Here is a 26,401-nt window from a genome sequence, read left to right as displayed (position 1 = left end):
TCTGAACGGGAGGGGAAAATGGGCAGGTTTGGGGCCGTCACAGCGGCAATGATGATGTTCGCCGCTGCGGGCGACGCCCGCGCCCAGTGCGCGCGCGAAGGCGAGGAATTGTGCCAGGGCGGGCAGACCTATCGCTGCGAGAAAACCGGCGGCGAATTGACTCCGATCTTCCAGAACCTGCCTTGCGCGGTGAACGTGCCGTCGCTGAGCGGCACCTGGGTAGGCAATGGCCACCAGAGCCCGGCGGGTGACGCCGGCGCCGACTGGGCGATCGCCATGACCATCAACGATGGCAGCGCGTCGATCGACTATCCGTCACTCGGCTGCGGCGGATCGCTGTCACAGACGTCAAGGGACGACATTTCGGCGGAATACCACGAGAACATCACCTACGGTCAGGACAAATGCATCGACGGAGGCAACATCACCGTCAGGTTTTACAAGGGCAATCTGTCCTGGATTTGGGTCGGCCACGCCGATGGCCAGCCCTACAATGCGGTCGCCGTGCTGAAGCGGAAGTAGCCGTGGTCATTCCTCCTCGTCGTCGGCGTCGAGCAGGCGGGTTGCGCGCCAGCGGGTGAGCACGATGTTGGTCTGCTCGATGACGAAGAAACGCGCCGAGTCGCGGTCATAGCCTTCGCTCAGCAGTTTTTCGTAATCGGTGTGCATGTGGCGGATAAGATCGGAAGAGCACACGTCTNCGAAGAAACGCGCCGAGTCGCGGTCATAGCCTTCGCTCAGCAGTTTTTCGTAATCGGTGTGCATGTGGCGGATATGGGCAATCGTCGCCAGCCATACGGCGATGCCCGGCGGCAAGGTCTTCATGTGGACCGCGCCGGCGTCGGTGCGGATCTTCTCCATGTCGGCATAGGGAGCCAGCGGCAGAAGAGCGGTCAGCGCCTTGGCGATGGCGCGGCGGCGGCCGGTCGGCGCTGTCATCGCCGGGTCCGATCGGGCTCGTCGCGCCCTTCGATGGTCGCCTCGGCAATAGCGTCGGTCGAGGCGAAATAAGGTTTGATGTCGATGACCGGCGTGCCGTCGAGCACATCGATGGCGTCGAGATCGATGCGGCCGGTGCGTTGGTCGAGCGCGACGAGCCGGACCACATGCAGCCCGATGGGGTTGGGGCGGGCAGGGGAGCGCAGCGAAAATACACCTTTCGCTTCAGCGGCATGGCGCGGTTTCTGCACAATCAGGTCCCGCGGCGCATGATGCAGCCAGGATAGGATGATGACGTGGCTGGCGCGCTCCAGCCCCTGCAGGCCACTTCGGTAGGCTGTGTCGATGGTCAGCACCGCCTTCTGCCCGGTCTCGCGCGCGGCGCGCATGTTCTTCGGGCAGGTTTCGCGCGTCGTCCATGGCGAGGCAATGCGGCCGATGAAGACGATCCCGCCATCAGGCGGCATCAAGGCCGGATCGTTCTCCAGCCTCTGCTCGCCTTCGCGCGCCTCGAACATCTCACGCGTTTCAGTCATGGTCCACGTCTCTTAAAACGCCACACAGCGGCATTTTCTTGTCCGGAAGCGACATAGCGCTTGCAAGGTCGCTAAAATCGACATAAACATATGTTTATATCTTTTCAAAGAGAATACGCTGATGCATGTCTCGCTCGACACTATGGTGGATACGTTAAAGGCGGCGGCCGAATCCAGCCGATTGCGCATACTGGCACTTCTGTCGCGCGGTGACCTCACGGTTTCCGATCTTACCGAAATTCTCGGCCAGTCGCAGCCGCGCGTTTCGCGGCACCTGAAGCTGCTTCTGGAGGCCGGACTGATCGGCCGCTACCAGGAGGGGTCGTGGGCCTTCTTCCGCCTGTCGGATGCGGATTCCGCGCGGGACTTCGTCATGGGGCTGGTTTCCGGCATTCGCGGCGCCGATCCGCAGGTCGAGCGCGATCTTGAGCGTCTGGCCTCGGTCAAGCGCAAGCGGCAGGACCGGGCGGTCGCGTATTTTTCCGTGAATGCGGCAAGCTGGGACCATATCCGATCGCTGCATGTGCCGGACCGCGCCGTCGAAGCCGCAATGCTGAAACTGGTCGGCAAGCGGCCGTTCCAGTCGATGCTCGATCTCGGCACCGGCACCGGGCGGCTGCTTGAAATCTTCTCGCCGCTTTATCGGCGTGGTGTCGGCATCGACATGTCGCGCGAGATGCTGACCGTGGCGCGCGCCAATCTGGACAAGGCAGGCGTTTCGAACGCGCAGGTTCGGCAGGGCGACATCTTCGCACCGCCGGTCGAGCGCGATGCCTTCGATCTCGTCACCATCCATCAGGTGCTGCACTATCTCGACGATCCCGCCCGTGCCATCCACGAGGCGGCGCGGCTTTTGCGTCCGGCCGGACGCCTGGTCATCGTCGATTTCGCGCCGCATGCGCTGGAATTCCTGCGTGAGGAACACGCGCATATGCGGCTCGGCTTTTCCGACCGGCAGATCGCCGACTGGTTTTCGGAAGCCGGCCTCGATCTTGAAGACAGTCAGGAATTCGAGCCGCGTGGCGGCAACGAGGCCAGGCTCACCGTAAAACTCTGGCTTGGCCGCGACCGGCGCCTCTTGATCGCCGATCCTTCCAACGACACAAGGCAGATAAGGGAAACCGCCTGATGAACCAGTTCCGCTTTTCCCGCCGCCCCGACATTGGCGACAAGGTCAGGGTTTCCTTCGAATTCTTCCCGCCGAAGACGGACGAGATGGAAGCGAGGCTGTGGGAGACTGTGACGAGGCTGGAGCCGCTGAAGCCGAAATTCGTCTCGGTGACCTACGGCGCCGGCGGCTCGACGCGAGAGCGCACCGCGCGCACTGTAAAGCGCATCCTGACGGAAACCGGTATTCCTGCAGCGGCGCATCTGACCTGCGTCGGGGCAACGCGCGACGAGGTCGACGCGGTCATCCAGGATTACAAATCGATCGGTATCAACCGGTTCGTGGCGCTGCGCGGCGACCCGGCCTCCGGCGTCGGCGGACCGTACCGGCCGCATCCCGGTGGTTACGAGAACGGCGCGGAGCTGGTCGCCGGGCTCAAGGCGATTGCCGATTTCGACATCTCCGTCGCGGCTTATCCGGAAAAGCACCCGCAAAGCCCCGATTTCGCCACCGACATCGAGATGCTGAAGCGCAAAGTCGACAATGGCGCGACGCGTGCCATCACTCAGTTCTTTTTCGACAACGATCTCTACGAGCGCTATGTCGAGCGCGTCCGCCGCGCCGGCATCTACATCCCGATCGTGCCGGGTATCCAGCCGGTTCACAGTTTCAAGCAGGTCGCGAACTTTTCCGCGAGGGCGGGCGCGCATGTGCCCGGCTGGCTGGCGGAGCGTTTCGAAGGCCTCGACCGGGACCCGCAGACGCATGCGCTGGTGGCGTCGGCGGTGGCGGCCGAACAGGTGATGGACCTTGTCGAGCGCGGTGTCGGCGATTTCCACTTCTACACCATGAACCGCGCCGATCTGGTCTTTGCCATCTGTCATATGATCGGCATCCGCTCGCACGAGGCGGCGGCCGCCGGATCAGCTGCGGCATGAGGGTGGGCTCAACAACAAAAGGCCGGGAAAAACCCGGCCTTTTGAATTGGTTGGACTATTTGGGTGCTGGTCTTCCCCGCTTTGGCGGTCAGGGAAGGAAGCCCATAATAAGGGCTCCGATAAAGGCGAACGCAGCACAGATCATCAATGCGTTGATAGGCCTCGTAAGTCCCATGACATAGCCTCCTCTTAAAGAGCTATGTCACGGAGTCTAGGTTCATTTGTGCCACAGGCAAGCGGAAAATGTGCTGCATTGCGACGTGATTGTGAAATCCGCGACATGTCTTTTGCCGTTAGGCTTTGAAACTCCTAAGCAAAAACCGGCTTCAGGCCTGTGAATAAAATGTGGCCGACTCGTGTCGCTGCCGTGTCATGGCAGCGCTACCGCTGCGAAAGTCGATTCGACTTTCGCGATGCGGGGCAATTGGGTGGTTAGAGCATCCTTTGCGCGTCCAGTGAACGCGCGGCGCTCTAACGTCGGCCGAACAACCGCCCGTCAATGGTGACGAGGCCGAGCGCGATCAGCACCACGCCGCCGATTTCGAACAGCTCCAGCCGCTCGCCAAGGAACAGGAAGCCGAGCAGCATGGCGCTGGCCGGCACGACAAGCGTGACCAGGGAGGCGTTGGTCGCGCCGGCCGAAGCGACGAGGTTGAAATAGAGGATGTAGGCGAAGGCGGTGGACAGAAGCGCCAGCGCCAGCACCGCCGCCCAGACCGGCGGCGAGGCCGAAAACAATCCGGATGGACCGTGGGTAAAGAGCACGATCGGGATCATGATGATGGTCGATGCCGTCAACTGTCCGGTGGCGATGATCGGCGAGGGCACGCCCCTGAAGCGGCGGGCAACCATCAGCGCGACGGCATAGGACAGCGAAGCCCCGATCAGCGCGAATTTGGCCCAGACCGGGCCGCCGAGCCCGGCAAGCAGGCCGGGGCCGATCATGACAGCCGTGCCGGCGATGCCGAGCGCAATGCCGGCGAGCTTGTTCCAGGACAGCTTTTCGTCCGATGTCAGCGCGTTGGCGAGGATCAACGTCCAGAACGGCGTTGTCGCGTTGAGCACCGAGGCGATGCCGGCTCCGAGCTCCGTCTGGCCGGCGAAGATCAGCGAGAAGGGCACGACATTGTTGGTGAGCGCCAGCAGGAAGAACAGGCCGGCATGCGGAAGCGCGAGGCGAAAGGACGGGCCACGCAGACCGAGATAGATCTGCAGCGCAATCGCGGCAACGGCGACGCGAAACAGCACCAGCACCAGCGGGGGAAGTTCCGCCACCGCGATGCGCGCGAAGAAGAACGAGCCGCCCCAGATCGCGCCGAGCAACAGGAGTTGCCCCCAATCCTTGAGCACCATCGGCCCGCGTGGTGCGGATGTCGCGGCCATTGCCATGTGAGTCGCCCTCCCAGACGTATGCCAGTCAGGCAGAAGCCATATCCGGTTCGGAGACAAGGGCCACCCGAAACGTGATTGAGGCAAACGCCTGCCGCCAAGACCTAGCGCCCCAGCGTCAGCCGTACGAGACACAGAATTGTTTTCATTAGCCGCTAGCTTGGATTAATTGTGCGCAGGCTAGATCAAGGATTCGTCGATGCAGCGATTCGAGAATGCCCGCGAGGCGGCACTGGCGCTTCGCCCGGACGATCCCGTCTATTGCTTCCGCCCGCAGGTGCTGATGGCGGATGCCAGGCAATTCATGGGCATGTTCCCGGGCAAGACCGCCTATGCGGTCAAGACCAATGGCGAGCAGATCGTGCTGAAGACGCTGGTCGAAGCCGGCGTCAAGGCTTTCGACGTCGCTTCGCCGGGCGAGTTCGCTGCCGTGCGTGCCGTCTCTCCCGATGCCGAGATGCTCTACATGCATCCGGTCAAGGCGCAGTCGGACATCAAGCTGGCGCTGGAGAAATACGCCATCCGCGTGATTTCGCTGGATCACGAGGACGAGATCACCAAGCTGACGCGAGTGGTGCGGGCGCTCGACATCGATCCGGGCGCGATCAGCGTGTTCGTGCGGGTGCAGACCAAGGGCCATGCCGCTTACGAGCTGTCGAAGAAGTTCGGCGCCGGGCCGGCCTACGCCGTCGAACTTGCCGAGCGGCTGAACCGTACCGGCTACAAGGTTGGCCTGTGTTTCCATGTCGGCAGTCAGATCGAGGATCCCGACACCTATGAACGGGCGCTGGCCTCCGCCGATTGGGTGCGCAACCGGCTGACCTTCGATATTGCCGGGCTCGACGTCGGCGGCGGTTTCCCCGCCGAATACGGCCATGACCCCAACCGCAAGCAGATCGAGATGCCGTCGCTCGGCCAGATCATGTCGCGGCTTTCGGGCGATCTGAAAGAGTATCAGTTCGACCAGATGCCGCTGGTGGCCGAGCCGGGCCGCGTGATCGTGGCGCGCTGCCTGTCGCTGATCGTGCGGGTGCTGCTGCGCAAGGGCAAGCGGCTCTACATCAATGACGGCATCTGGGCGTCGCTGTCGGATTCATGGACCGGAAAGATCACGCTGCCGGCCCGCTTCATTCCTGATCCGGCGATCCGCTCGCGCAATGGCGAGGAGAAGAACATCGTGCCGTTCAAGGTCTGCGGGGCGACCTGCGATTCCGTCGACATCCTGTCGCGGCCGTTCTGGCTGCCGGAAACGGTCGATACCGGCGACTGGATCGAGATCGGCCATATCGGCGCCTATTCGCTCTCGCTGCGGACCCGCTTCAACGGCTTTTACCCCGACACCTTCGTCGAGGTGACGACGCCGTTCGACGAGGGCGACGCGCCGCAGGGGTTTGCCAGTTTGGAGACAATGGCGGATTAGCGAATAGGGAATAGGGAATAGGGAATAGGGAATAGGGAATAGGGAATAGGGAATAGGGAATAGGGTGGCAGGCACTGCTTCGGAGTAATTTTCTACTGCCTACTGCCTACTGCCTACTGCCTACTGCCTACTGCCTACTGCCTACTGCCTACAATTTCCCCAGCAGCTCCGGCGTCGGCCAGCCATCCACCGGCAAGCCTAGCCGCATCTGCTCCTTGCGGATCGCCTCGCGGGTGTTGGTACCCAAAATGCCGTCAACAGTGCCGACATCGTAGCCTCTGGCTTCGAGCTTGGTCTGCAGCGCCTTCATCTGCTCGTTGTTGAGGCCAGTCTCGGGATTGCGCGGATCGAACTGTTTTTCTCCCGCCAACCTGGCGGCGAGGTTGGCCGCGGTCAGCGCATAGGTGAAGGACTGGTTCCACTCAAGATAGACGTCGAAATTGTCATAAGCGAGGAAGGCGGGCCCCTTACGGCCCATGGGCAGCGCCAAGCCTGCCTTGAGGCCGTTGTCGACCAGCGGCGCGCCGCTGGGGTAGGTGACGCCCCATTGCGCCCACTGCGACAGCGGCAGCTTGTTGGTGCGACCGGTCTGGTCCCACGGCATGTCTTCGGGCACGCGGACTTCCTGGATCCACGGCTGGTCGCGTTTCCAGCCGCGCGACAGCACTTTGTTGGCGGTGGTCATGATCACATCGGGCACGCTGCCGCGCAGGTCGATCTTGCCGTCGCCGTCGCCGTCGACGCCGCGTGCCAGATAATCTGAGGGCAGGATCTGCGTCTGGCCGATCTCGCCGGCCCAGGCGCCCCTGACATCGGCCGGCAACACGCCGCGATCGATCAATTGCAGAAGCGGTATCAACTGAGGCCGAAACAGTTGCGGGCGGCGGCAATCATGCGACAGCGTCACCAGGGCGCTCAGCGTGTGGAAGTCGCCCTGCACGGCGCCGAAATCGGTCTCCAGCGCCCAGAAGGCGGCGATGATCGGCGCCTGAACGCCGAACTGCTGGTCGGCGCGGGCGAAGACATCCGCGTATTTCTTCATGTTCGCCGCACCTTGCTTCAGGCGATAGGCCGAGATCATGCGGTTGGAAAACTCGACAAAGGTTTGGGTGAAGACGCCCTGGGCGCGGTCGCGTGCCAACACCTTGTCGTCGAAGGTTGCCGCTTCAAGGGCGTCGAGACCGGCAGTGCCGACGCCGGCCGCCTTGGCTTCCGCGGCGACGCCCTGCTTCCACGTCTCGAAGTCGCCGCCGCATTCCTGCGCCATCGCCGGCAAGGCCGTGGCACACAGGGTCAGCGCAGCCGCGAGGACTTTGGAACGCAGTCGCATCAGCTTCCTCTCGAAACGAATAGCGGGCAGTTGTTGTGCTCCCCCGGAGGCCCAACGCCCTGAATTGCCGGCGGTTGCACTTTTCACCGCTGGCTGTGTCGAAAAGCAGGCGGCAGGCCCTGTGTCAACGGTTCTTGTGCCGCAGCCCCTTATTCCGCCGGCTTCTGTGCCGTTGCACTGGCGGCAACGGTGTTCTGCGGAGCTTCTTATCTCGGACGGACTCGCTGCCGTTGCACCGGTTCAACGGAAGCTCTGCTGGAGTGATTTGATCCATGGCGGTGCTGCCGTTGAACCGGTTCAACGGAAGCTCTGCTGGAGTGATTTGATCCATGGCGGTGCTGCCGTTGAACCGGTGTCAACGGGTGTTCTGCCGCAGCCACTTGTTCCAGGTGGCTTCACTGCCGTTGAAGACGTTGATGTCGGCCTTGCCGGTCATGCCCGGAATGATCCCGGTTCCTGTGTACTGCCAGAATGTGAAGGGGTGGCTGCCGTATTTCTCACGTGGATGGCCGGCGACAGAACGCAGCCAGTACGGATAGCCGCGAAACCCCGCCAGGCCGTTGTCGTCGAAGAAGTCGACCGAGGTGTAGATGATCGGCTTCTTGCCGTAGTGGCGTTCGACGATCTCGAGGAAGGTGGTCATCTCCGCGCGCACCGTGGCGGCGTCGGGACGCAGCCTGCAGGTCGGCGATTGTGGGTTCCATTCCATGTCGAGGACCGGCGGCATCGCCGAGCGATCGACGGGGACGTTGCGGATGAACCAGCGCGCCTGCACGGCAGCCGGGGTGCAGAAATAGTAGAAGTGATAGGCGGCGCGGGGAACGCCCGCAGCTTTGGTCCGGGTCCAATGCTCGTTGAAGTATTCATCGAAGCGATCGCCGCCCTCGGTCGCCTTGATGAAGGCGAAGGAGATGCCGCTGGCCTTGGCCGCCGGCCAGTCGACCGAGGTCTGGTATTTGGAAACATCGGTGCCGTGGACGGCATAGTTCCACGGCGCGCCGCTCTCCCATTCATGCGGCTTGGAATCGGCAAAGCGCGGCGCCCGGACAGTGACCGTCGGGCTGCTCGACGCCGACGGCGACAGTGGCGAGAGATCGTCTACTGTCGAGCACGCGCCAAGCAGCGCTAGCATAATGAGGCCCGCAAGACGGCGCATCGCAATTCCCGAGCCGGATTCAGCCGGTCGCTGATGGGTCTATACCTGATGGCCGGCTTGTGATTGGGCCCCCTCCGAGCGATCGCCCCACAGCATCGCTCAGCATATCCTGTGATCGCCGATCATGGTTGATAATCCGTTGATGGCGCTCGACAAGCATTGTGATTTGCGGAAGCAATGGCGGCAAATCGATGACATAAGGGCTCGCGCAGGGCCCGGAGGAAATAAATGCGGATCGTCGTCAAGATCGTCAGATGGCTGCTTGGTCTGATCGTGCTGGCGGTCGCCGCGCTGTTTGCGTGGCTATACATCGCGCCGCCCGAATTGATCCGCGTCGGCTCGGGTTACTCGGCCAAGATCGTCTGTTCGAACGTCTTCATTGCCGGCCGCGATCCCAATGAGGTGCTGGCCGTCGACGTGCAGGCGCCCGGGCATCCCCTGCTGCGGCTAATGCGTGTTTCGGTGGACAAGAACAGGGGAACGGTGTCTGCCGGTCTGTTCGGGTTCCTCGGCAAGAGCGTCGCCGTCGCCCGCGACGGGTTGGGCTGCGCTTCGGTTCCGGACGGCGATGTCGGCAAGGCGCGGCGGACCGCGATCCAAGCGGAGCCGTCGGCAGCCACCATGGGCGACCTGTGGCCGGAAGGCGAGCGGGTTGAGGCATCGCAGGATCCGGTGATTGCCAAACTGCTGGACGATGCGGCGCTGAACGGCACCGGCATGCGGGCGGTGGTGGTGGTCAAGAATGGCCGTGTCGTCGCCGAGCGCTATGGCGATGGTTTTTCCGCCAGAACGCCGCTGCTCGGCTGGTCGATGACCAAGACGGTGAATGCCGCCATCATCGGTACGTTGGTCAAGGACGGCAAGATGGCTTTCGACGACAAAAACCTGTTTGCGACGTGGAAGGCGGACGGCCGCACCGCCATCAGCCTTGCCGAGATGATGGCGATGTCGAGCGGGTTGGAGTTCAACGAGGATTATGGCGACGTCGCCGACGTCACGCGCATGCTCTATCTCGAGCCGGACATGGCGGGCTTTGCCGAATCCAAGCCGCTGGCTGCAGAGGTCGGCAAACAGTTTTCCTATTCGAGCGGCACGGCGGTGATGCTGTCGCGGCTCTGGCAGGACGCGGTCGGCGACAAGGCCAAGGCGCTGACATGGCCGCGCACCGCCCTGTTCGAGCCGCTTGGCATGCATAGCGCGGTGCTCGAGACGGGCGAGCAGGGCACCTTCGTCGGCTCGTCCTATCTTTACGCGACCGCGCATGACTGGGCGCGCTTCGGCCAGTTCCTGCTGCAGGGCGGGGTGTGGAACGGCAACCAGATCCTGCCAACCGGTTTCGTCGACTGGATGCGCGAGCCGGCATCCGCCTCGAAGGTCTACGGCAAGGGTCAGTTGTGGATCGAGGCCCCGGGCGATGAGGAAAACCCCGGCGCCGGCGTCGCGGCAGGCCTGCCCAAGGACACGTATTGGATGGAAGGCCATGACGGGCAGACGGTCGCCATCATCCCTTCGGAGCAGTTGGTGGTGGTGCGGCTAGGGCTGACGCCTGCCAAGTTCGGCTACCGGCCGCAGACGATGGTGGGGGCGCTGATCAAGGCGCTGCATTAGCGCGGCGCAAACTCTTTGCTATGCAGCTGTCGCCAATGGCTTGGCGCGGTCAACTCGCGCCCGCTCGTCGGGCGAGTTCATGACCTGCCAAAGATCGCTGCGGCGCTGGACGTTCAACCAGAAGTCCGGGCTGTTGCCGAACACCCGCGCCAGAATAAGCGCGGTCGCCGCCGTCACGTTGCGGCGGTCGTTGCACAATTCGTTCACATGCTTGCGCTGGACCCCCATCGCCTCGGCCAAAGCCGCCTGCGTCAGGCCAAGCGGCTGCATGAATTCTTCCGTGAGAATTTCGCCAACCGTTGCCGGCTTGCGTGCGGTCATCAACATGTTCTCACCTCATCTATAGCTGTGGTCGTCGAGATAGATGTCCGACGCCTAACCGCGGCCGCCGTCCCAGCGGAAGATCAGCCGCCATTGCTTGTTGACGCGTATTGAATGGAAGCCTTCGAGAATGCCGCGCAGCTTCTCGAAATGATTGCTGGGCGGCACACGCAAATCCTGATCGATCATCGCGTCGTCAATCATCTGGAGCTTGCGGAACAAACGGCTTTCGAGATCGGACGGAATGTTGCGAGAATGGGTGTCTTCCACGAAGAAGGCCCGCAGCCATTCATCCCTGAAGCCGATGATCACCACATGCTTCCATGCATGTGAGATAGTGTACCGCTCTCGGGGTCATAAGGCAACGTTGATCCAACGGATCGTGGCTGCTTCGCCTTTATGTGCCTTTCCCACGGCAATATTCAGGAAGTGATCTTGATAACCGCCAGCCAGGCATAGCCGCGATAAAGCGTGCGGAAACGGAAGCTTGCGCTGGTTCGCCGGGATTCCGATTCCAGCACTTCGCGCAACGATTCACGCGGCGCGACGTGGAATTTTTTCAGCCAGCCGCGCAGCAAGGTCCGGAACCAGCCGGGCAGGCCTTCCTGCTGGCCGAAATCGATGATGTGCAGCGAACCGTTCGGCGACAGGGCGGCAAGCGCTGCCGACACAGTTTTTTCCCAACCGGGGATCATCGACAGCGAATAGGACACGAAGACACGGTCGAAGCGTTCGACACTGAAGAGTGCACGGGCATCGAAATCGGTGGCATCGCCCCTTGCCAGCACGACGCGGCCGGACAGGCCCTCACGGTCGATCGCCTTTCCGGCCGTCTCCAGCATTTCGGCCGAGATATCGAGGCCGTAGAAGCGGGCATCGGGATAGCGGCGGGCAGCCAGGATGATGTTGCGGCCGGTGCCGCAGCCGAGCTCCAGCACGGTACCACCGACAGGCACGTCGAGCCCCGAGATCATTAGGTCGCGGCCGAGCAGGTAGTATTTGCGGGTCAGGTCGTAGATATGGCGCTGCCAGCGGTAGACGCCGTCCATCAGTTCGGCGTGGTTGGCCTTGAATTCGGGGCTGGCCGGCAGCTCGCTGGTGCTCATGCCGCGCGCTTTAGGTAGAGGTGGAAGCCGCCATAGATGGCCGAGCGGTCGCGGGCCGAAAATTCGCGCGAAGCCTCGTCCTGATAATCCCACTGCTCAAGCAGCGAGTTGGAGACGCGACCCGGCAGCAGGCTGGGTTCGGCGGCGGTGCGGAAGATGACGCGGGCGCCGGCCGAAGCCGTACGGGTGATTTCCGCCCACAGCGCGTTGAGCTGGTCGTCGGTCATCCAGTCCTGCGCATCGAGCAGGATGAAGCGGTCGACGGAGCCTGCATCCTTGCCGGCGAGGAATTCGATCAGATTGGCATGGTGGATGGCGACGCGGTCGACATTGCCGCGGATGGTGTCGTAATTCTGCTTTTCCAGATAGGCGGGCAGGGCGGCCTCGCCGGGGTTCGGATAGCGCCGGGCAAAGGCCTGCCAGGCGAAGTAATTGTTCTCCAGCGGAAAATCGCAAGCGAGTTTTTCCAGCCGGGCTTTCAGCACGCTGGCCATGGTGCCGTCGCCCGACGTGATCAGCGAATCGTACTGCGCCGGCGGAATGCCGAGGCCGAACAGCGAAGCCTTGCGCGACGTCGCCCATTTCAGCAGTGGTTTGTCGAAGACCGGCGCCAGCTCTTCGTTGAAAAAGCGGCGCTGCTCGCCGATGTTCCTGGCCTGCATGATGCCGGCGGGGTCGACGCCGAAGAACTTTGCCGTGCGATGGCCCATGGCGATGAACAGGCCGAGCAGGCCGGTCTGGTAGAAATTGCGGTCGAACACAGTGATGCGCCTGATACCGCGCCAGTTGCGGCGCTCCCAGTAGTGACGGCTGACAGGATCGAGATGCGGCGCGATGAAACGGTCATACGCTTTCGAATTGTGGCTGGTGTCGGCGGCGCCGAAGAAGCGGAACAGGTCGCCCTGCGATGGCAGGCGGCGCACCGCCTCCAGCTTCATGCGGTTCAGCGCGATGTGCGCGGTGTTGAGGTCGACGGCGTCGACCCGGGCCGGCGAGCGCGTGAGGTAGGCCAGAATGTTGCAGCCGCCGGAGGCGATGGTGACGACGCGGTGGCCCTGGCCAAGCTGCATCGCCTCCATGTCGACATCGGGGTCCTCCCAGATCTGCGGATAGACGAGGCCGGAAAACAGGAAGGCGAACAGCCGCTCCGAAATGCCTGCCTTCGACAGCGGGCGGTTCTGGTAGACGGCCTTTCCAACTTCCTTGCCGCGGCGAAAAACCAGATCAGCGGAAACGTCCGTCATGGCAAGATGATTCCCCATTTGCTTTGCCGCAAGCGGGTAGCTCAGGGTCATGACAGGCCGGTGACAGCCTGTTGACGCATCTTTTCACGGCTTGCCAAATCCGCCCGGCGTCGGCGTCGTCAGGATGACGGCGTCGCCGGCCTGCAGCACTGTCTGGTCGCAGGCTTTCAGCATGTCGATCGTGCCATCCTTGCGGCGGACCTTGGTCGAGCCGACCTCGCCATCGCCGCCACCATCCAGCCCTTGCGGCGGGCGGTTGCGGTGCGAGGACAGGATCGCGCATTCCATCTTTTCGAGGAAGCGGATGGTGCGTTTGGTGCCGTCGCCGGCGCTCCATTTGCCCTTGCCGCCGGAGTTTTCCCGAATGTGGAAATCCTCGAGCAGCACGGGAAAGCGCAATTCCAGCACTTCCGGGTCGGTGAGGCGCGAGTTGGTCATGTGGGTATGGACGCCGGAGGTGCCGGCAAAGCCGCGGCCCGAGTTCATCTGGCCGGCGGGCGAGCCGGAACAGATCGTCTCGTAGTATTGGTAGGTCTTGTTGCCGAAGGTCAGGTTGTTCATCGTGCCTTGCGCGTTGGCCATGGCGCCCATGGCGCCGAACAGCGCATTGGTGACATGCTGCGAGGTCTCCACATTGCCGGCGACGACGGCGGCGGGGTAGGCGGGTTTCAGCATGCAGCCGTCGGGAATGATGATGTTGATTGGCCGCAGACAGCCGGCATTCATCGGGATCATGTCCTCGACCATGACGCGGAAAGCATAGAGCACGGCCGCTCGGGCGACGGGTTCGGGCGCGTTGAAATTGTTCTTCATGACCGGCGACGTGCCGGTGAAGTCAACGGTCGCCTCGCGCTTTTGCCGGTTGACCGTGATCTTCACCTTGATGATTTGGCCGGTGTCGGTCGGGTATTCGTACTGCGAACTATCGGGCAGCCGCTCCAGCACGCGGCGCACGCTTTCAGCCGCATTGTCCTGGACATGGCCCATATAGGCCTCGACGACATCGAGGCCGAAATGCGCGACCATCTTGCGCAGTTCCGCGACGCCCTTCTCGTTGGCGGCGATCTGCGCTTTGAGGTCGGCGATGTTCTGGTGCGGATTGCGGGCCGGGTAGCGGTGGTCGGTGAGCAGCGTTTCCAGCTCCTTCTCGCGGAATTTTCCACGATCGACGATGCGGAAATTGTCGAACAGCACGCCTTCCTCGTCGACCGTGGTGGCAAGCGGCGTCATCGAGCCGGGTGCCGTGCCACCGATATCCGCATGATGGCCGCGAGAGGCTGCCCAGAACAGGATTTCGCGTTGGGCGTCGTCGAACACCGGCGTCACCACGGTGATGTCGGGCAGATGCGTGCCGCCATTGTAGGGCGCGTTGAGGGCAAAGACGTCGCCGGGGTGGATGTCGCCGGAATTCAGCCGGATGATGGTTTCGACCGAGCGGTCCATCGAGCCCAGATGCACCGGCATATGCGGCGCATTGGCGACCAGCGCGCCAGTGCGATCGAAGACGGCACAGGAGAAATCCAGCCGTTCCTTGATGTTGACCGAATAGGCGGTGTTCTGCAGCGTCACGCCCATCTGCTCGGCGATCGACATGAAGAGGTTGTTGAAGACCTCCAGCATGACCGGATCGGCCTCGGTGCCGAGCGCTGCCTGCCGGCGCTTTTTCTCGACACGGCGCAGGAGCACATGGTTCCTGGCGGTGATTTCGGCCTGCCAGCCCGGCTCGATGACGATTGTCTGGTTCGGCTCGATAATCAAGGCAGGTCCCGCAACCCTGTTTCCCGGCTTCAGCGCCTCGCGGCGGAAGATGGGTGAAGTGTGCCACTCTCCTTCGGTGAAGATTTCGCGGGTTTGCGAAGGGCTTACGGCAAGGTCTTCGGTTCGCGATTCAGTTTCGTCGCGCCCGGTGCCGCCGGTGTCCGCGCCTTCGACGCCGACGGTCTCGACGATCATCGGCTTGTCGTCATAAACGAAACCGAACTGCGCCTTGTGGGCGATTTCAAAATCGCGCCTGGCCTGGAAAATCGAATCCGCCTCGAAATTCACCGGCAGTGTCGTGTCGGTGCCGTCATAGCGAATGTGCAGCACCGGCTTCGTGGCGACCGTATCCTCGCCGATGCCTTGCGCCGCGAGTTCGGCGATGACGGCTTCTCTCAAGATGGCAATGAGGCTGCCGATCTCTGTTCTGGACTCTTCGGCAAGCGGCTTTAGCAGCGCCTGCTGGCGCGAGGCAAAGACCGAGGACAGGCCGATGCCATAGGCCGACAGCAGGCCAGAGAAGGGATGGATCAGCACCGCCTCCATGCCGAGCGCGTCGGCGACCAGGCAAGCGTGCTGGCCGCCGGCGCCACCGAAGCAGTTCAGGAGATACTCGGTGACGTCGTAGCCGCGCTGCACGGAGATCTTCTTGATGGCATTGGCCATGTTCTCCACGGCAATGGTGACGAACCCTTCGGCGACAGTCTCGGGCGACCGGCCATCGCCGATTTCGGCGGCGAGTGTTGCAAATTTTGCTCGCACCGTCTCGACGTCGAGCGGTTCGTCCTGGCCGGGTCCGAATATTGCCGGAAAGAAATCGGGCTGCAGCTTGCCCAGCATGACGTTGGCGTCGGTGACGGCGAGCGGGCCGCCGCGCCGGTAGGCTGCCGGGCCGGGATTGGCGCCGGCCGAGTCAGGTCCGGCGCGAAAACGGCCGGCCTCATAGTGCAGAATCGAGCCGCCGCCGGCGGCGACGGTATGGATGCGCATCATCGGCGCGCGGATGCGCACGCCGGCGACCTCGGTGTCGAAGGCGCGCTCATATTCGCCGTCATAATGGGCGACGTCGGTGGAGGTGCCGCCCATGTCGAAGCCGATGACCTTGTCGAAGCCGGCGAGCCTGGCCGTCTCGACCATGCCGACGACGCCACCGGCGGGCCCCGACAGCAGTGCGTCCTTGCCCTGGAACATGTCGGCGGCGGTGAGACCGCCCGACGACATCATGAACATGAGGCGAGGCGATTGGCCGATCTCCCCCCTTGTGGGGGAGATGCCCGGCAGGGCAAAGGGGGGCGTGACAGAATAAGGCGTTGGCGGGACAGCGCCCCCCTCTGTCGGCTTCGCCGACTGCCCTTCGCTATGGCTCCGGGCGTTCGTCGCTGAAAAAGCCAAATCGTTGGTTTTTTCTCGGCCTTCGGCCGATCGCTCCTCACCTCCCACAAGGGGGGAGATTGGCGCCACGCCCAGCTCGCCCGCCACCCTTTGCACATAGCGCGACAGGATCGGCGACAGATAGGCGTCGACCACGGTGGTGTCGCCTCGGCCGACCAGCTTGATCAGCGGCGAGACCTCATGGCTGACCGAAACCTGGCTGAAACCAAGCTTTCGGCAGACCTTTGCCACGGCCTTCTCGTGGTCGGGGTATTTCCACGCATGCATGAAGACGATGGCGACGGCGTCGATGCCGTCGGCCCTGGCCTGTTCGATCGCCGGCCGGCAGGCGGCGATGTCGAGCAATTGTTCGACGCGGCCATCGGCGCGCACACGCTCGTTGATTTCGATGACGCGCTCGTAGAGCTGTTCGGGAAGGACGATCTCCTTGGCGAAGATGTCGGGGCGCGCCTGGTAGGCGATCTTCAGCGCATCGCGAAAGCCCTTGGTGATGAGCAAAAGCACGCGGTCGCCCTTGCGCTCCAGCAGCGCATTGGTGGCGACCGTGGTGCCCATCTTGATGTCGCCGATCAGGCCGCTTGGGATCGTGTCTCCGGACGACAAGCCAAGGAGGTCGCGAATGCCCTGGATGGCGGCATCGTTATAGGCTTCGGGATTTTCGGAGAGAAGCTTGCGCGGGTGCAGCCCGCCTTCCGGATCTCGGCCGATGATATCGGTGAATGTGCCGCCGCGGTCGATCCAGAAATCCCATTTTTCGGTCATGACAGCCCCTGTCGCTCTTCTGTTCGATCGGTGGTTCGGCACATTCTGTTAGTTGGCCACGGCCCGAGCGGCAATCGCAAATGAACCAGACGATGTTACATGCGGAAACGCAACGTTACGAAACTCATGGTCGTCTGACGCATTTGTCCTTCGACCGCTCACGGCAACGTGAGCGTGTGTTGAAGGAGAGACAAAATGAAAAAGCTCATTCTCGCGTCCGTTTCCGCTCTGGCCTTGCTTGGCGTCGCCGCCTGCAGTGACAGCGGTACGGACAATACCACCACCCAGAGCACCAATCCGCCGGCCGCCGAGGAACCGATGAAGCCGGCTACCCCGGAAGCCACGCCGCCGGCCGCGACGCCTCCGGCAACGGATAATTCGACCACGAAGAGCATCACACCCGAGAAGCCTGCCGAGCCGGCTCCGGCAACACCAGCTCCTGCGCCCGCGCAGTAGTGAGCAAGCAGTACTTCGTGTGATGAATGAGAAAGGCCGGCTCGCGCCGGCCTTTTTCATATTGTCCGAGCGCCGTGGCGTTCGAGTCCGATCTATTTGCGCGCAAAGCCTGCGGCACTGTCCCGGCTTGATAGGAGCGGGCGGTGGCTCTAAGAAGCAGGCCATGTCGATTTGGGATCGCCTCGGCGAATTCATCACCCGCGTTTCATCCTCAGCCTCGTCGGGTGTCGCCGACGTGGTCGAGGCCGTGCGCACGGTTTTCGCCGGCGATGCGGATTTGCGCCGGCGTGTCGCCTTTTCGGTGGCGATGATCGCGCTGTCGGCCAAGATGGCCAAGGCCGATGGCATCGTCACCCAGGACGAGGTGCGCGCGTTCCAGGAAATCTTCGAAGTGCCGCCGAAGGAGACGCGCAATGTGGCGCGTCTGTTCGATCTCGCCCAACGCGACGTGGCCGGTTTCGAGACCTATGCCGAGCGGATGGCGCAGATGTGCGGTTCCGGGCATTCCAATTGCGTGATGCTGGAAGACATACTCGACGGTCTGTTCCACATCGCCAAGGCCGACGGGCTGGTGCACGAGCGCGAAGGCCACTTCCTGCACCGCATCGCCGAGATTTTCCGCATCGACGAAGCGCATTACGAGGCCATCATGGCGCGGCACGTCAATCTCGGCGCCGGGGATCCCTATGTCGTGCTTGGCATCGAGCGCGGCAAGCCGTTCGAAGAGGTCAGGAAACGCTATCGCAAGCTGGTTTCCGACAATCATCCGGACCGGCTGATCGCGCGCGGCCTGCCTCAGGAATTCATCAAGATCGCGACCACCAGGGTGGCGGCGATCAACGCCGCCTACGAGATGATCGAGCGGGGCCTGCGCCACGCATGAGCGGCTTTCTGCCCGACGAGCCACGTGCCGAAGTCAGGGTATCGCCGAATTTCGGCCCGCGGCACGAGACGCCCAGGCCTGACATGATCGTGCTGCACTACACCGGTATGGCGACCGGCGCCGGGGCCGAGGCTTGGCTTTGCGACCCGGCCAGCGAGGTCTCGTCGCATTATCTCGTCCACGAGAATGGCCATATCGTGCAGATGGTCAGGGAAAGCGACCGCGCCTGGCATGCCGGCAAGAGTTCGTGGTTCGGACGGGCCGACATCAATTCCTGTTCGGTCGGCATCGAGATCGTCAATCCGGGGCATTCGCTGGGTTATCCCGGTTTTCCCCGGCGGCAGATCGATGCGGTGATCGGGCTGTGCCGTGGGATCGCCGGTCGGCATTCGATCGCCGCCGAGCGGGTACTCGCGCATTCCGATATTGCGCCGGGGCGCAAGATCGATCCCGGCGAGAGGTTTCCGTGGCGGACGCTGTTCGAAGCCGGTGTCGGTCATCTCGTGGCGGCCGCACCCGTCAGGCGAGGCGCCACTCTGACAACCGGCGACACCGGCGGCGACGTCGAAGCGTTGCAGTCGATGCTGGCGCTCTACGGTTATGGCGTTGAAATATCCGGCGTTTTCGACCGGCAGACCGAGGCGGTGGTCGAGGCCTTCCAGCGTCATTTCCGGCCGCGCAAGGTGGACGGCGTTGCCGACGGCTCGACGCTGCGGACGCTGCAAAGGCTGCTTGCTTCCGTGAGGCGCTGACCCCCGGGAAGCCTCTTCCAAGCAATTCTTTCCAATCCTTAAGTTACAAGCTGTCACTCAAAGTGACTTGCCTGGCCTTGTTTGACACCAATTCGGGCGTCAAACGGCTGACGTGTAGATGTCGGACCCCAAGCCCCCGGGTTGTTCCGACGTTGGTTAGGCGTTGCTGCGCGAACATCTTCGCGCGGTTCAGACAGAACAGGATCACATGCAGAAATTTACCGTTTTAACGGCAGCTCTTGCTGCCGGCGTAATGACTTTTGCCTTCAGTGCCGCAGATGCCGCGCCCCTCAGCCCGCGAGCCGATCAAGGGCCTGTCGTGGCATCCGCGAAAGGCGGCAAGGCCCCACAGGCCAGAAGCGGCAAGGCAGGCCAGGACGCCAAGGCGACGAAGCGGGCTTCCGCGAAAATGGAAAAAGCAAGCTGGTCCAAGCCGAAGAAGTCCGCCAGAAAGCAGACGAAGCGTGGCCGAAAAACCGTCGACATGACGGCAACGGCGTCGATCGGTGTCCGGAACGCGGCAGCCTCGGCGGCCACGGTGGCCAGCAGCGGGCAGTATTCCGCAATCGTTGCCCGCTATGCGGCGATCGAAGGCGTTCCGGTATCGCTCGCCTCGGCGGTTATCCAGATCGAAAGCAACTATCGGCCCAACATCGTCGGCGGCGCCGGCGAGATCGGCCTGATGCAGATCAAGCCGGCCACGGCTCGGATGATGGGCTATAGCGGCTCCGCCAAGGGTCTGTTCGATCCCGACACCAACATCAAATACGGGATGAAATACCTTGCCATGGCGCGGAGCCTCGGCGGCGGCACGACCTGCGGCACGATTTTGAAATACAATGCCGGCCACGCCGCAACGCGGATGAACCCGGTGTCGGCAGCCTATTGCGGCAAGGTGAAGGTGCAGATGGCTGCGCTGGGATCGCCCGCATAAGTCTGCTTTTTCGTTTGCGTTTTCGGGCGTGAACCCCTTTATACGCTCTGCCAGCTGGCTGGGCGGCCGCACCCGCAAACGCCGAAAGGTCGTGGGTGAGGAAAGTCCGGGCTCCATGGAAACACGGTGCCGGTTAATGGCCGGCGGGGGCGACCCCAGGGAAAGTGCCACAGAAAGCAAACCGCCACGATCCGGCTTGCCGGATTCGGGGTAAGGGTGAAAGGGTGGGGTAAGAGCCCACCGCGCGACTGGCAACAGGAGCGGCACGGTAAACCCCACCGGGAGCAAGACCGAATAGGGGCGGTGCGAGGGGAAACTCTCGAGGGCTGTTTCCGGCTCACCGTCCGGGTAGGTTGCGTGAGGCGCATGGCAACATGCGCCCAAGATGAATGGCCGCCACGTTCTCGCCTCGCAAGGGGCGAGGGCCATACAGAACCCGGCTTACAGGCCAGCTGGCAATTTTTTCTCCCGCGATATCGAAGAGAAGTCTCTTGATATCAACAGGTTGCGCCCTCGGGCGCGCCTGTTGATTCAAGCCTGTTCGTCCGCCCATCTATGCGAGGGAGGGCAGACCAGTGCTTGAAGCCGGTGCGATTAAATCGTACCGTACGTCGCCAAGGAGCATCGGGAGCTTCTCATGGGACAGGTCGACAAACGCAGCATCACGCTGTCGCCGGAACTGGCGGCGGCGGTGGACGATGTAGTCGCCGCCGGCGAATATGCATCGGCCAGCGAAGTGATCCGCGACGCGCTCAGACAGTGGAAAGACCGGCGCGACCTGCATGGCTACACGGTCGAGGAATTGCGCAAGCTGGTGCAGGAAGGGATCGACAGCGGGCCTGGTCGATTTGCGTCAATGGATGACATCAAGGCTGAAGCGAGGAGACGCCTGCGATCTGACGACGCGGCATGAATCTGCTGCCCATCGTCCGGAATGCGCGCGCAGAAGACGATTTGATCGCGATCTGGCTTCATGTTGCACGCGACAGCGAGGCTGCGGCCGATCGGTTGCTCGATCGCATCGAGGCGCGGTGGCGGCAACTGCACCTATCCCTTCTTAGGCGCACCGCGCGACGACATCGCGCCAGGCATCCGTCATCTGGTCGTTGGCGACTATCTCACCTTGTACCGGGTCGATGACGATGCGATCGAAATAATCCGCGTGCTGCATGGCAAGCGCAACATCGAGGCCGATGACGTCGGCGCGTAGCCGTTTCGTCAGCCGCCGATCTTGTCCAGTGACGCCTCGATCGCCTTCCAGAGCTCGTCCACCGGCTCGCAGCCGACCGAGAGGCGAACGAAGCCGGCGGCAACGGCATCGCCTCGCTTCAAGCGCCGCTCGGCGGAGGTGTGGACGCCGCCGAAGGATGTCGCGGCCTGCATCAAGGCGCAATTGTTGATGAAATCCTCGGCCTTGTCCTCCGAGGCGAGCTCGAAAGAAATGAGAAAGCCAAAGCGCTCCATCTGGGCGCGGGCAAGGTTGTGCGACGGATCGCCTTCCAGTCCGGGATAACGCAGACCGCTGATTGCCCGATGGCCCTGCAGCCGCCGCGCGATGACTTCCGCCGAGGAACACATGCGATCGAAGCGCACATCCAGTGTCTCCAGGCCGCGGTGCACCAGCCAGGCTTCGAATGGTCCGGGAATGCTGCCGGAAACTTCGCGCCAGCCGGTCACGGCGGCGATGATATCGGCATTGCGGCTGGCCACATGGCCGAACAGCACGTCGGAGTGGCCATTGGGTGCCTTGGTGTCGGCGGCAACGACGATATCGGCGCCATGGTCGAGCGGCCGCTGGCCGAAGGGTGTCATGGTCGTGTTGTCGACGACAAGGATCGCGCCGGCTTTGTGAACAGCATCGGCAACGGCGGCGATATCGCAGATATCCAGCCCCGGATTGGCAGGGGTTTCGACAAACGCCAGCCGATAGCCATCGAAGCCGCCATCGAGGAAGGTCGAGGTCGGCCTGACATCGTAGGTGATGCCGAGCGGCTTGAGGAAGCGATCGGCCAAAGCCCGCGTCGTGTGATAGCCGTCTGAAGGCAGCAGGATACGGTCGCCGGCCTTGAGCATGGCAAAAAACGCCGCCGAGATTGCCGCCATTCCTGAAGGGAAGGCAACGCACGGCGCACTCTCCAGATGAGCCAGCATATGTTCGACCGCGTCCCAGGTCGGGTTGCTGAAGCGGCCATACTGGTTGAAGCCGGTGGCGTCGCCGGGCGCATGAAAAATGGCGGCCATGGTCAGGGGCAGGGGAATGGAATCGCCCATGGCAAGCCCGCTGCGACGCAGATGAGGAAGTGCTGCAGCGCGTGACTTTGCTGTTTCAGACATCGAATTTCCAACCCTGTTTGCGACCGACGAGATGTGGCGAGACGCTATGCCCGGCAGCGGCGCGCGGCAAGGCGCGTCCGGTTGGGCCAAGCGGCTCTAAACGCTTCGTTAGGCTTAATAGACGATAAAGACGAGACGTGTCGTCGAGGCTGTTCTCATTGGTCGCGGCGCGCGTGTTTGTGAAGCCTATTCCCGTTGACGCCCATAGTGCCCCATGATATCCCATCCAGACATCAAAGCCTTCGTTCCGCGTCAGGGTAAAGCGTACGCCAATCGGGCAGCCGCGGCGGCTGCGCGTTTGCCGGTTTTTGCCCGTGCGGACGAGACTGATACGGGCCAGGGAAGGCGCCGCGGCGGCGCCGGCGACAAGATGGAGAGGGGTGCGGCGGCGCAAGCGGCCGTAGCGTGTAATGGACCGGTTTCTGTCAAACTCGGTGAGCAGGATCGATGCGAAGGGGCGGGTGTCCGTTCCCGCGCATTTCCGTGCCGTCGTGCAGAAACGCGGCTATTCGGAACTCTATGCGCTACGCTGCCTGGATCTGCCGGCGATGGATGTCGGCGGGCTCGATCTGCTCGACCGCTACGAGCAGCGCATCGCGCTCGAGGATCCCTTCCTGCAGACCGCGGACGATATGTCGTTCTTCTGCCATGGCGACGGAACCTTCTTGAAACTCGACCAAGACGGCCGCATCACGATGAGCGATTTCATTCGCGAACACACCGGCATTTCGGCGGAAGTGGCCTTTGTCGGGCGCGGCAATTTCTTTCAGATCTGGGAGCCGGGACGGCTTGCCGCCTATGGGGCGCAGGCGCGGGCACGGCTTTTGCAGCTTCGGCAGGGGACGAAGCCTGGGGAGCGACCGGAATGACGGCAGGCCACGGCGATGACCTTCCTCACGCCGTCGATGGGCACGCCGTTGGCGGATCGGCCCGCCACATTCCGGTCCTCCTTGCCGAAGTGCTCGAAGCACTGGCGCCGGCGCAGGGCGACCTCATCATCGATGGCACGTTCGGCGCCGGCGGCTACACCAGGGCCATTCTGGCGACGGGCGCCTCGGTTGTGGCGATCGATCGCGATCCGGATGCAATCGATGCCGGGCGCGATCTGGAAGCGCAGTCCGGCGGCCGGCTGCGGCTGGTGCAGGCGCCGTTCTCGACGCTGGACGAACATGTCGAGAGCGCCGAGGGTGTCGTGCTCGACATCGGCGTGTCCTCGATGCAGCTCGACCAGGCCGAGCGCGGGTTTTCGTTCCGCGCCGACGGGCCACTCGACATGCGCATGGCGCAATCGGGTCTCAGCGCTGCCGATGTCGTCAATTCCTTCAAGCCGGGCGATCTTGCCCGCATCTTCGGCTTCCTCGGCGAGGAGCGTCATGCCGGGCGCATCGCCCGCATGATCGAGGCTCGCCGCGAAAAGCGCCCGTTCGAGCGCACACTGGAACTGGCCGATGCCATCGAGACGCATATCGGCCGGGCGCCGAAGGACAAGATCCATCCGGCTACGCGCGTGTTCCAGGCGCTGCGCATCTTCGTCAATGACGAGCTTGGCGAACTGGCCAAGGCCCTGTTCGCGGCCGAACGCGCGCTGAAGCCGGGCGGTCGGCTCGCCGTGGTGACGTTCCATTCGCTGGAAGACCGCATCGTCAAGCGCTTCATCGCCGACCGGGCCGATGTTGCGACCGGCTCACGTCACCTGCCCGAGGCTCATGCGCGCACCGCGACGTTCCGCAAGGCGGGCGGCGGCGTGACTGCCGGCGACGCCGAGGTGGCGGCCAATCCGCGCGCCCGTTCGGCCAGGCTGCGCGCGGCGATCCGCACCGAGGCGCCGGCGCGCGGCAGTGATTTTTCGATTTTCGGCCTTCCAAAGCTTCCCGGTATCGACCGGCCGGGGGAGAGGTAACACGTGTTTCGTACCAGCGACATTGTCCTGATCGCCGTCATGGTTGCGGTCGCGGCCCTTACCTACAAGGCCAAGCGCGAGGCCGAGGAACAATTGGCTTCGGTGCAGAAGATCCATGCGCAGATACGCTATGAGGAGGACACGATCGACCTGCTCAAGGCCGACTGGAGCCTGCTTACCCAGCCGTCGCGGCTGCAGAAGCTGGCTGAACTCTACAAGTCGCAGCTCGAACTCGAGCCGGTCAGCGCTCGTCAGATCGGCGGCATCGGCGACCTGCCGGCCAAATCCCTTGACATCCAGGACATCCTGTCGGGACGCCAGGGCGGCATGGCCGACAATTCCGACCAAGCGCCTTCGGACAGTAAGGATCCCGTCGTGACCGGAGGCATCGCCCAATGATCGGCAAACTGCTGAAGCGTCGCGCCAGGACGAGTGAGGATGGATCGATCGTGGTCGAGGGCGCCCGCAAGGCGACCGGCGGCAAGGGCAGGACGCGCATCGTCATGACGATGGCGGTGTTCTTCGGCATCTTCTCGACCATATCAGGGCGGCTGGTCTATCTCGGCTTCCAGACCCCCGATATGTCGGGCGGTCCGCAGAGCCGGGTGACGGCGTCGCGGCCCGACATCGTCGACCGCAACGGCGAAGTGCTGGCCACCGATATCAAGACGGCGTCGCTGTTTGCAGAACCGCGCCGCATTGTCGACGCCGACGAGGCGATCGAGAAGCTGTCGACGGTGCTTCCGGACATCGACTATGAGCAGACCTACCATAAGCTGAAGAGCGGCGCCGGTTTCGTCTGGCTGCAGCGGCAGCTGACGCCCAAGCAACAGTCCGACATCATGCAGCTCGGCATTCCCGGTTTCGGCTTCCGCACCGAAAAGCGCCGCTTCTATCCGAGCGGCGAGACCTCGTCCTACATTGTCGGCCTCACCAACATCGACAACCAGGGCATCTCCGGAATGGAGAAATATGTGGACGAGCAAGGCTTGAGCGACTTGCAGGCATCGGGCCTTGCCATTGCCAAGGATCTCAAGCCGGTAAAGCTTTCGATCGATCTGCGCGTGCAGCATGTGGTGCGCGACGAGATCGCCGCCGGCCTTGAGCGCTATCGTGCCATGGGGGCCGGCGCCGTCGTGCTCAACGTCAAGACCGGCGAAGTGGTGGCCATGGCTTCCGTGCCGGATTTTGATCCGAACAATCCCTACAATGCACAGGACAAGGACCGGCTGAATCGCATGTCGGCGGGCCTCTACGAGATGGGCTCGACCTTCAAGAGCTTCACATCCGCCATGGCGCTCGATTCCGGCAAGGCGACGATGGCGAGCCGCTTCGATGCTTCGCATCCAATCCGGGTCGGCCATCAGGCCATTCACGATTTCCACGGCAAGAACCGTGTGCTGTCGTTGCCGGAGGTGTTCCTCTATTCGTCCAATATCGGGTCGGCCAGGGAAGCCGAGATGGTCGGCATCGAGGGGCATCGCGAATTCCTGCACCGCCTTGGCATTCTGGACAGGATGCAGACCGAATTGCCGGAGACTGCCCGTCCGACTGAACCGAAGGTCTGGAAACAGGTCAATTCATTCACCATCGCCTTCGGCCATGGCGTGTCGACGACGCCGCTGCAAGCGGCTGTGGGCTGCGCGGCGTTGATGAATGGCGGCTTCCTGATGAACCCCACCTTTCTGGTGCGGACGCAGGCGGAAGCGATGGCCACCGCCAAGAGAGTGGTGAGCGAAAAGACCGTCGAAGGCATGCGCTACCTCTATTCGCTCAATGCCGAAAAGGGCTCTGCCAGAAACGCCAGAGTCCCCGGCTACCGCGTTGGTGGCAAGACCGGAACGGCCGAGAAGGTCGTCAATGGCCGTTACTCCAAGGACTTGAATTTCAACACTTTCGTCGCCGCCTTCCCGATGGACGATCCGCAGTATCTGGTGTTTACCATTGCCGATGCCCCGCACCCGGAAAAGCCTGGCATGACGGATGTCGCGGCCGCAAATGCGGGGGTCATGGCCGGCAATATCATCAGGCGTTCAGCTGCCATGCTTGGCGTGAAGCCAGATTTCAGCCATGAAAATGGTGCAACGCTGGTTTCCTATCAGTGATTCTTAGGGCGCGCCGGCAACAGCGCGCTA

Annotated in this window: 26 protein-coding genes and 1 other RNA gene; 16 read left to right on the top strand and 11 right to left on the bottom strand. The window is 62.9% G+C overall.

Going from position 1 to position 26,401, the window contains the following annotated elements; genetic code table 11:
• Positions 1-18: 18 nt before the first annotated feature.
• Positions 19-522 (top strand): hypothetical protein, encoded by a 504-nt coding sequence (locus tag X735_RS141790; protein ID WP_023813169.1) that lies wholly within the window; start codon positions 19-21, stop codon positions 520-522.
• Positions 523-528: 6 nt separating this feature from the next.
• Here X735_RS141790 and X735_RS1000000170000 read toward each other — a convergent pair whose 3' ends face one another.
• Positions 529-939 (bottom strand): DUF2293 domain-containing protein, encoded by a 411-nt coding sequence (locus tag X735_RS1000000170000; RefSeq protein WP_023813168.1) that lies wholly within the window; start codon positions 937-939, stop codon positions 529-531.
• Positions 936-1,475: a tRNA (N6-threonylcarbamoyladenosine(37)-N6)-methyltransferase TrmO gene (gene tsaA / locus X735_RS141800; RefSeq protein ID WP_023813167.1), complete on the bottom strand. Its 540-nt coding sequence runs from the start codon at positions 1,473-1,475 to the stop codon at positions 936-938. Before tsaA ends, X735_RS1000000170000 begins: the two co-directional genes overlap by 4 nt.
• Before the next feature lie 121 nt (positions 1,476-1,596).
• Here tsaA and X735_RS141805 point away from each other — a divergent pair, with 121 nt between their 5' ends.
• Together X735_RS141805 and metF are read left to right on the top strand one after the other, a co-directional pair.
• On the top strand, positions 1,597-2,604 hold the full coding sequence (locus tag X735_RS141805) for a metalloregulator ArsR/SmtB family transcription factor (protein ID WP_023813166.1): 1,008 nt from the start codon (positions 1,597-1,599) through the stop codon (positions 2,602-2,604).
• Positions 2,604-3,521, top strand: coding sequence for a methylenetetrahydrofolate reductase [NAD(P)H] (gene metF, locus X735_RS141810; protein WP_023813165.1), 918 nt, complete (start codon positions 2,604-2,606; stop codon positions 3,519-3,521). Before X735_RS141805 ends, metF begins: the two co-directional genes overlap by 1 nt.
• Positions 3,522-3,992: 471 nt before the next feature.
• Here metF and X735_RS141815 read toward each other — a convergent pair whose 3' ends face one another.
• A complete protein-coding gene (locus X735_RS141815; RefSeq protein WP_023813164.1) occupies positions 3,993-4,910 on the bottom strand; it encodes a DMT family transporter in 918 nt (305 codons plus the stop codon).
• Between the two features lie 199 nt (positions 4,911-5,109).
• Between X735_RS141815 and X735_RS141820 the strand changes: the two genes are divergently transcribed.
• Positions 5,110-6,330 (top strand): alanine racemase, encoded by a 1,221-nt coding sequence (locus X735_RS141820; RefSeq protein ID WP_023813163.1) that lies wholly within the window; start codon positions 5,110-5,112, stop codon positions 6,328-6,330.
• A gap of 148 nt (positions 6,331-6,478) precedes the next feature.
• Here X735_RS141820 and X735_RS141825 read toward each other — a convergent pair whose 3' ends face one another.
• Together X735_RS141825 and X735_RS141830 are read right to left on the bottom strand one after the other, a co-directional pair.
• Positions 6,479-7,660 carry a lytic murein transglycosylase gene (locus X735_RS141825; RefSeq protein ID WP_023813162.1) on the bottom strand — a complete coding sequence of 394 codons (1,182 nt, stop codon included), beginning with the start codon at positions 7,658-7,660 and terminating at the stop codon, positions 6,479-6,481.
• Positions 7,661-8,015: 355 nt separating this feature from the next.
• The gene (locus X735_RS141830) at positions 8,016-8,816 is read right to left on the bottom strand and encodes a GH25 family lysozyme (RefSeq protein ID WP_023813161.1); all 801 of its coding nucleotides are present in this window, start codon (positions 8,814-8,816) and stop codon (positions 8,016-8,018) included.
• Positions 8,817-9,044: 228 nt separating this feature from the next.
• Here X735_RS141830 and X735_RS141835 point away from each other — a divergent pair, with 228 nt between their 5' ends.
• A complete protein-coding gene (locus tag X735_RS141835; protein WP_023813160.1) occupies positions 9,045-10,424 on the top strand; it encodes a serine hydrolase in 1,380 nt (459 codons plus the stop codon).
• Positions 10,425-10,442: 18 nt separating this feature from the next.
• Here X735_RS141835 and X735_RS141840 read toward each other — a convergent pair whose 3' ends face one another.
• The 5 genes from X735_RS141840 to X735_RS141855 form a co-directional block, all read right to left on the bottom strand.
• The gene (locus X735_RS141840) at positions 10,443-10,751 is read right to left on the bottom strand and encodes a HigA family addiction module antitoxin (protein ID WP_023813159.1); all 309 of its coding nucleotides are present in this window, start codon (positions 10,749-10,751) and stop codon (positions 10,443-10,445) included.
• Positions 10,752-10,799: 48 nt separating this feature from the next.
• Positions 10,800-11,057 carry a type II toxin-antitoxin system RelE/ParE family toxin gene (locus X735_RS01000000166275; protein ID WP_050592739.1) on the bottom strand — a complete coding sequence of 86 codons (258 nt, stop codon included), beginning with the start codon at positions 11,055-11,057 and terminating at the stop codon, positions 10,800-10,802.
• A gap of 110 nt (positions 11,058-11,167) precedes the next feature.
• The gene (locus X735_RS141845; RefSeq protein ID WP_023813158.1) at positions 11,168-11,851 is read right to left on the bottom strand and encodes a class I SAM-dependent methyltransferase; all 684 of its coding nucleotides are present in this window, start codon (positions 11,849-11,851) and stop codon (positions 11,168-11,170) included.
• Positions 11,848-13,146, bottom strand: coding sequence for a DUF3419 family protein (locus X735_RS141850; RefSeq protein WP_031213598.1), 1,299 nt, complete (start codon positions 13,144-13,146; stop codon positions 11,848-11,850). Before X735_RS141850 ends, X735_RS141845 begins: the two co-directional genes overlap by 4 nt.
• A gap of 33 nt (positions 13,147-13,179) precedes the next feature.
• A complete protein-coding gene (locus X735_RS141855) occupies positions 13,180-17,007 on the bottom strand; it encodes a hydantoinase B/oxoprolinase family protein (protein WP_023813156.1) in 3,828 nt (1,275 codons plus the stop codon).
• Between the two features lie 195 nt (positions 17,008-17,202).
• Between X735_RS141855 and X735_RS1000000168015 the strand changes: the two genes are divergently transcribed.
• From X735_RS1000000168015 to X735_RS01000000166270, 7 genes are all read left to right on the top strand, one after another.
• Positions 17,203-17,463, top strand: coding sequence for a hypothetical protein (locus X735_RS1000000168015; protein ID WP_081734943.1), 261 nt, complete (start codon positions 17,203-17,205; stop codon positions 17,461-17,463).
• A 163-nt stretch (positions 17,464-17,626) separates the two neighbouring features.
• On the top strand, positions 17,627-18,346 hold the full coding sequence (locus X735_RS141865; RefSeq protein WP_023813154.1) for a DnaJ family molecular chaperone: 720 nt from the start codon (positions 17,627-17,629) through the stop codon (positions 18,344-18,346).
• Positions 18,343-19,098 carry an N-acetylmuramoyl-L-alanine amidase gene (locus tag X735_RS141870; RefSeq protein WP_023813153.1) on the top strand — a complete coding sequence of 252 codons (756 nt, stop codon included), beginning with the start codon at positions 18,343-18,345 and terminating at the stop codon, positions 19,096-19,098. Before X735_RS141865 ends, X735_RS141870 begins: the two co-directional genes overlap by 4 nt.
• Before the next feature lie 208 nt (positions 19,099-19,306).
• Complete coding sequence (locus X735_RS141875; protein ID WP_023813152.1) at positions 19,307-20,032, top strand: lytic transglycosylase domain-containing protein; 726 nt, start codon at positions 19,307-19,309, stop codon at positions 20,030-20,032.
• Positions 20,033-20,082: 50 nt separating this feature from the next.
• Positions 20,083-20,492, top strand: an RNA gene (gene rnpB / locus X735_RS1000000166870) — RNase P RNA component class A.
• A gap of 177 nt (positions 20,493-20,669) precedes the next feature.
• Positions 20,670-20,945 (top strand): type II toxin-antitoxin system ParD family antitoxin, encoded by a 276-nt coding sequence (locus X735_RS141880; protein ID WP_023813151.1) that lies wholly within the window; start codon positions 20,670-20,672, stop codon positions 20,943-20,945.
• 60 nt (positions 20,946-21,005) lie between these two features.
• Complete coding sequence (locus X735_RS01000000166270) at positions 21,006-21,242, top strand: type II toxin-antitoxin system RelE/ParE family toxin (RefSeq protein ID WP_348625603.1); 237 nt, start codon at positions 21,006-21,008, stop codon at positions 21,240-21,242.
• Positions 21,243-21,250: 8 nt separating this feature from the next.
• Here the strand turns inward: X735_RS01000000166270 and X735_RS141885 are convergent, their stop codons facing one another.
• A complete protein-coding gene (locus tag X735_RS141885) occupies positions 21,251-22,366 on the bottom strand; it encodes a cystathionine gamma-lyase (protein WP_023813150.1) in 1,116 nt (371 codons plus the stop codon).
• A 410-nt stretch (positions 22,367-22,776) separates the two neighbouring features.
• On the opposite strand from X735_RS141885, the gene mraZ reads away from it, so the two are divergent.
• Genes mraZ through X735_RS141905 form a run of 4 tightly spaced genes read left to right on the top strand, consistent with a single transcriptional unit; the run spans position 22,777 to position 26,371 of the window.
• Entirely contained in the window at positions 22,777-23,235 is a 459-nt protein-coding gene (gene mraZ / locus X735_RS141890; protein ID WP_023813149.1) for a division/cell wall cluster transcriptional repressor MraZ, read from the top strand.
• Positions 23,232-24,266 (top strand): 16S rRNA (cytosine(1402)-N(4))-methyltransferase RsmH, encoded by a 1,035-nt coding sequence (rsmH, locus tag X735_RS141895; protein ID WP_023813148.1) that lies wholly within the window; start codon positions 23,232-23,234, stop codon positions 24,264-24,266. Before mraZ ends, rsmH begins: the two co-directional genes overlap by 4 nt.
• Positions 24,267-24,269: 3 nt before the next feature.
• Positions 24,270-24,665 (top strand): hypothetical protein, encoded by a 396-nt coding sequence (locus X735_RS141900; protein WP_023813147.1) that lies wholly within the window; start codon positions 24,270-24,272, stop codon positions 24,663-24,665.
• The gene (locus X735_RS141905) at positions 24,662-26,371 is read left to right on the top strand and encodes a penicillin-binding protein 2 (RefSeq protein ID WP_023813146.1); all 1,710 of its coding nucleotides are present in this window, start codon (positions 24,662-24,664) and stop codon (positions 26,369-26,371) included. The genes X735_RS141900 and X735_RS141905 overlap by 4 nt, the downstream gene beginning before the upstream one ends.
• The last annotated feature ends 30 nt before the right edge of the window (positions 26,372-26,401 follow it).

This window comes from Mesorhizobium sp. L2C084A000 (genome assembly GCF_000502875.1).
Classification (GTDB): Bacteria; Pseudomonadota; Alphaproteobacteria; order Rhizobiales; family Rhizobiaceae; genus Mesorhizobium.
Note: the sequence above shows the minus strand (reverse complement) of the source record. Positions and strands in the feature narration are given on the sequence as shown.

What these genes read in the sequence shown, in the direction of transcription:
- X735_RS141790 (WP_023813169.1), top strand. Translation starts at nt 19, where the DNA reads ATGGGCAGGTTTGGGGCCGTCACAGCGGCAATGATGATGTTCGCCGCT.
- tsaA (WP_023813167.1), bottom strand. Translation starts at nt 1,475, where the DNA reads ATGACTGAAACGCGTGAGATGTTCGAGGCGCGCGAAGGCGAGCAGAGG.
- X735_RS141805 (WP_023813166.1), top strand. Translation starts at nt 1,597, where the DNA reads ATGCATGTCTCGCTCGACACTATGGTGGATACGTTAAAGGCGGCGGCC.
- metF (WP_023813165.1), top strand. Translation starts at nt 2,604, where the DNA reads ATGAACCAGTTCCGCTTTTCCCGCCGCCCCGACATTGGCGACAAGGTC.
- X735_RS141815 (WP_023813164.1), bottom strand. Translation starts at nt 4,910, where the DNA reads ATGGCAATGGCCGCGACATCCGCACCACGCGGGCCGATGGTGCTCAAG.
- X735_RS141820 (WP_023813163.1), top strand. Translation starts at nt 5,110, where the DNA reads ATGCAGCGATTCGAGAATGCCCGCGAGGCGGCACTGGCGCTTCGCCCG.
- X735_RS141825 (WP_023813162.1), bottom strand. Translation starts at nt 7,660, where the DNA reads ATGCGACTGCGTTCCAAAGTCCTCGCGGCTGCGCTGACCCTGTGTGCC.
- X735_RS141830 (WP_023813161.1), bottom strand. Translation starts at nt 8,816, where the DNA reads ATGCGCCGTCTTGCGGGCCTCATTATGCTAGCGCTGCTTGGCGCGTGC.
- X735_RS141835 (WP_023813160.1), top strand. Translation starts at nt 9,045, where the DNA reads ATGCGGATCGTCGTCAAGATCGTCAGATGGCTGCTTGGTCTGATCGTG.
- X735_RS141840 (WP_023813159.1), bottom strand. Translation starts at nt 10,751, where the DNA reads ATGTTGATGACCGCACGCAAGCCGGCAACGGTTGGCGAAATTCTCACG.
- X735_RS141845 (WP_023813158.1), bottom strand. Translation starts at nt 11,851, where the DNA reads ATGAGCACCAGCGAGCTGCCGGCCAGCCCCGAATTCAAGGCCAACCAC.
- X735_RS141850 (WP_031213598.1), bottom strand. Translation starts at nt 13,146, where the DNA reads ATGACCCTGAGCTACCCGCTTGCGGCAAAGCAAATGGGGAATCATCTT.
- X735_RS141855 (WP_023813156.1), bottom strand. Translation starts at nt 17,007, where the DNA reads ATGACCGAAAAATGGGATTTCTGGATCGACCGCGGCGGCACATTCACC.
- X735_RS1000000168015 (WP_081734943.1), top strand. Translation starts at nt 17,203, where the DNA reads ATGAAAAAGCTCATTCTCGCGTCCGTTTCCGCTCTGGCCTTGCTTGGC.
- X735_RS141865 (WP_023813154.1), top strand. Translation starts at nt 17,627, where the DNA reads ATGTCGATTTGGGATCGCCTCGGCGAATTCATCACCCGCGTTTCATCC.
- X735_RS141870 (WP_023813153.1), top strand. Translation starts at nt 18,343, where the DNA reads ATGAGCGGCTTTCTGCCCGACGAGCCACGTGCCGAAGTCAGGGTATCG.
- X735_RS141875 (WP_023813152.1), top strand. Translation starts at nt 19,307, where the DNA reads ATGCAGAAATTTACCGTTTTAACGGCAGCTCTTGCTGCCGGCGTAATG.
- X735_RS141880 (WP_023813151.1), top strand. Translation starts at nt 20,670, where the DNA reads ATGGGACAGGTCGACAAACGCAGCATCACGCTGTCGCCGGAACTGGCG.
- X735_RS01000000166270 (WP_348625603.1), top strand. Translation starts at nt 21,006, where the DNA reads ATGTTGCACGCGACAGCGAGGCTGCGGCCGATCGGTTGCTCGATCGCA.
- X735_RS141885 (WP_023813150.1), bottom strand. Translation starts at nt 22,366, where the DNA reads ATGTCTGAAACAGCAAAGTCACGCGCTGCAGCACTTCCTCATCTGCGT.
- mraZ (WP_023813149.1), top strand. Translation starts at nt 22,777, where the DNA reads ATGGACCGGTTTCTGTCAAACTCGGTGAGCAGGATCGATGCGAAGGGG.
- rsmH (WP_023813148.1), top strand. Translation starts at nt 23,232, where the DNA reads ATGACGGCAGGCCACGGCGATGACCTTCCTCACGCCGTCGATGGGCAC.
- X735_RS141905 (WP_023813146.1), top strand. Translation starts at nt 24,662, where the DNA reads ATGATCGGCAAACTGCTGAAGCGTCGCGCCAGGACGAGTGAGGATGGA.